The organism is Mesorhizobium sp. M7A.F.Ca.CA.001.10.2.1, assembly GCF_003998575.1.
Lineage (GTDB): Bacteria > Pseudomonadota > Alphaproteobacteria > Rhizobiales > Rhizobiaceae > Mesorhizobium.
This window is the reverse complement of record NZ_RZQY01000646.1, coordinates 1-3,493: the sequence shown is the minus strand read 5'-3', so window position 1 is coordinate 3,493 and position 3,493 is coordinate 1. Positions and strand designations below refer to the sequence as shown.

General features: G+C 62.9%; 2 protein-coding genes. Both read left to right on the top strand.

Annotation, left to right across the window (positions count from 1 at the left end; genetic code table 11):
• The coding region (locus tag EN964_RS29135) for a PAS domain-containing sensor histidine kinase (RefSeq protein WP_245490698.1) at positions 1–2,235 on the top strand (2,235 nt) is incomplete at its 5' end.
• The coding region (locus EN964_RS29130) for a sigma-54 dependent transcriptional regulator (RefSeq protein ID WP_164776062.1) at positions 2,225–3,493 on the top strand (1,269 nt) is incomplete at its 3' end. The genes EN964_RS29135 and EN964_RS29130, both read left to right, overlap by 11 nt.

Sequence of the window (3,493 nt, the reverse complement as noted above, 5' to 3'; positions counted from 1 at the left end):
GCTCGTGACGGGCGCCGGCTGCTTGCGCTGCCGGGTGTGATCGCGGTCGTCGGCGCGCTGATGACGGCTGCGATCTCGTTCACCATCCTCGTCGGCGCCACGCCGATCACACCGAACGAGTCGACGACGCTGGCGCTGATTGCCCTCAACGCGGCTTTCGTCCTGTTTCTTATCGCGCTGGTCGGGCGTGAGGTGCACCGCATCCTGATGGCGCGCCGGCATGGTAAGGCCGCTTCGCGGCTGCATGTGCGCATTGTCGCCATGTTCGCCCTGGTTGCCGCCATTCCCGCCATCATGGTGGCCATCATTGCCTCGATCACGCTCGACATCGGCCTTGACCGCTGGTTCGAGATCCGCACCAAGACGATCGTCAATTCGTCCCTCTCGATCGCCGACGCCTATGTCCAGGAAAATGCCCGCAACCTCCAGGGCACGACATTGTCCATGGCCTATGATCTCGATGCGTCGCGCACGCTCTACGGCCTTGATCGTACCGGCTTTCTCGACTTGATGAACAAGGAAGCCGTGGGCCGTTCGCTGGCCCATGCGGCGCTGATCAAGCCGGACGGCTCTTTCGTCATGAGCGCCAAGACCGATACGGAGTTCGCCATGCCCGAGCCGCCGGAAGGCGCGGTGGCCAGCGCTGCCGACGGCAAGCCGGTGCTGATCGAACCGAAAACGCGCAACATCATGGGCGCCATCGTCAAGCTGCGGGAGATCGAAGGACTCTACCTCTACACCATTCGGCTCGTCGATCCCGAAGTGATCAAGGCAAGGCAGATCGTCAGGTCCAACACCGACGAATATCGGGGGCTGGAAGATAACCGCCGTACCTCGCAGGTGGCCTTCGCGCTGCCCTATCTGTCGCTGACGCTCATCATCATCCTGTCCGCGATCTGGACCGGCATTGCGGTCGCCGACCGTCTGGTGCGGCCTATTCGCCAGCTCATCGGCGCCGCCGACGAGGTGGCGACCGGCAATCTCGACGTCGCGGTTCCCGTCAGGCCTTCGGACGGCGATGTCGCCTCGCTCGGCGATACCTTCAACAAGATGCTTCTCGAACTTAAATCGCAGCGCAATGAGATCCTGTCGGCCAAGGACCTGATCGACGAACGGCGCCGCTTCTCCGAAGCCGTGCTTGCCGGCGTTACCGCCGGCGTCATCGGCGTCGATCCCTACGGCATCGTCACCATCGTCAACCGCTCGGCCGAGGCGATGCTGGCGATTTCGGCCAGCGCAGCCCTTGGGCAGAATCTTTCCGCCGTACTGCCGCATGTCGGCCGCGTCTTCGAGATCGGTCGCAAGTCCGGCAAACCCGTCTATCGCGAGCAGGTGACCTTTTACCGCGCCGGTGCCGAGCGGACCTTCAACGTGCAGATCACCATCGAGGCCGGCGACGACGGCTCGGAGGAAAAATCCTATGTCGTGACGGTCGACGACATCACCGACCTGGTTCAGGCGCAGCGCTCGTCGGCCTGGGCGGATGTGGCGCGGCGTATCGCCCACGAGATCAAGAACCCGCTGACGCCGATCCAGCTCTCGGCCGAACGCATCAAGCGCCGTTACGGCAAGGTGATTACCGAGGACCGCGAGGTTTTCGACCAATGCACCGACACCATCATCCGTCAGGTTGAGGATATCGGCCGTATGGTGGACGAATTCTCGGCGTTCGCGCGCATGCCAAAGCCTGAGATGAAGGCGATAGATCTGCGCGAATCGCTGCGTGAGGCCTCGTTCCTGGTCGAGGTCAGCCGCGCCGACATCACTTTCGAGCGGATATTCGGCACGGAGCCGCTCAAGGGCACTTTCGACAGCCGCCTGATGGCGCAGGCCTTCGGCAATGTGATCAAGAACGCGGCCGAGGCGATCGACGGATTGGAACAGAAGGACGGTTCGCACGGCATAATCCGGATTCAAGCCGGGCGCCAGAATGGTGCGATTCGAATCGACGTCATCGACAATGGCAAAGGCCTGCCGCGCGAGAATCGCCAACGGCTGCTCGAGCCCTACATGACCACACGCGAGAAGGGCACCGGACTTGGCCTCGCTATCGTCAAGAAGATCGTGGAGGACCATGGCGGCAGGCTGGAACTACACGATGCTCCAGCGGACTTCCACGATGGGCGCGGCGCGATGATCAGCATCATCCTGCCGCCTGCGGCCGCAACGGCTCCGCGCAGCGAAAGCAGGGCGGAAAACGAAAGAGAAACTGAAAAGGTCGGTAATGGCGTCTGATATTCTCATCGTCGATGACGAGGAAGACATCCGTGAACTCGTCGCGGGCATACTGAGCGACGAAGGTCACGAAACCCGCACGGCATTCGATGCTGACAGCGCGCTCGCTGCTATAGCTGATCGCGCGCCGCGGCTGATTTTCCTCGATATCTGGCTGCAGGGCTCGCGCCTGGACGGGCTGGCGCTGCTCGACGAGATCAAGACCATGCATCCGACCTTGCCGGTGGTGATGATTTCCGGCCACGGCAACATCGAAACGGCGGTCTCCGCCATCCGTCGCGGCGCCTATGACTTCATCGAAAAACCGTTCAAGGCCGACAGGCTGATCCTTATTGCCGAGCGTGCGCTCGAGACCTCGAAATTGCGGCGCGAGGTTTCCGACCTCAAGCTGCGCAGCGGCGAAACCTTCGATCTGATCGGCATGTCGTCGGCGATGAGCCAGTTGCGCCAGACCATCGAACGCGTCGCGCCGACCAACAGCCGCGTGATGATCATCGGACCGTCTGGCTCGGGCAAGGAATTGGCCGCGCGCGCCATCCACACGCTGTCGGCGCGCAAGAGCGCACCTTTCGTGACGCTGAGCGCCGCCAACATCACGCCCGAGCGCATGGAGATCGAGCTGTTCGGCACCGAATCGAATGGCGTCGAGCGCAAGGTCGGCGCGCTGGAGGAGGCCCATCGCGGTATCCTCTACATCGACGAGGTGGCCGACATGCCGCGCGAGACGCAAAACAAGATCCTGCGCGTGCTGGTCGAGCAGCAGTTCGAGCGGGTAGGGGGAACCAAGCGGGTCAAGGTCGATGTCCGCATCATCTCCTCGACCTCGCAGAACCTCGAAGCGATGATTGCCGACGGGCGTTTCCGCGAGGATCTTTACCATCGCCTCGCGGTGGTTCCGGTCATCGTGCCGGGATTGGCCGAGCGGCGCGAGGATATTCCCTACCTCGTCGACAATTTCATGAAGCAGATCGCCCGCCAGGCCGGCATCAAGCCGCGCCGCATCGGCGACGACGCGCTGGCCGTGCTGCAGGCGCACAACTGGCCGGGCAACGTTCGCCAGCTGCGCAACAATGTCGAGCGCCTGATGATCCTTGCGCGCGGCGACGACGTCGATGCGCCGATCACCGCCGATCTGTTGCCGGCCGAGATCGGAGATGCCATGCCGCGCACGCCGAATCAATCCGACCAGCACATCATGGCGCTGCCGCTGCGCGAAGCGCGTGAGCAGTTCGAGAAGGACTACCTGATCGCCCAGATC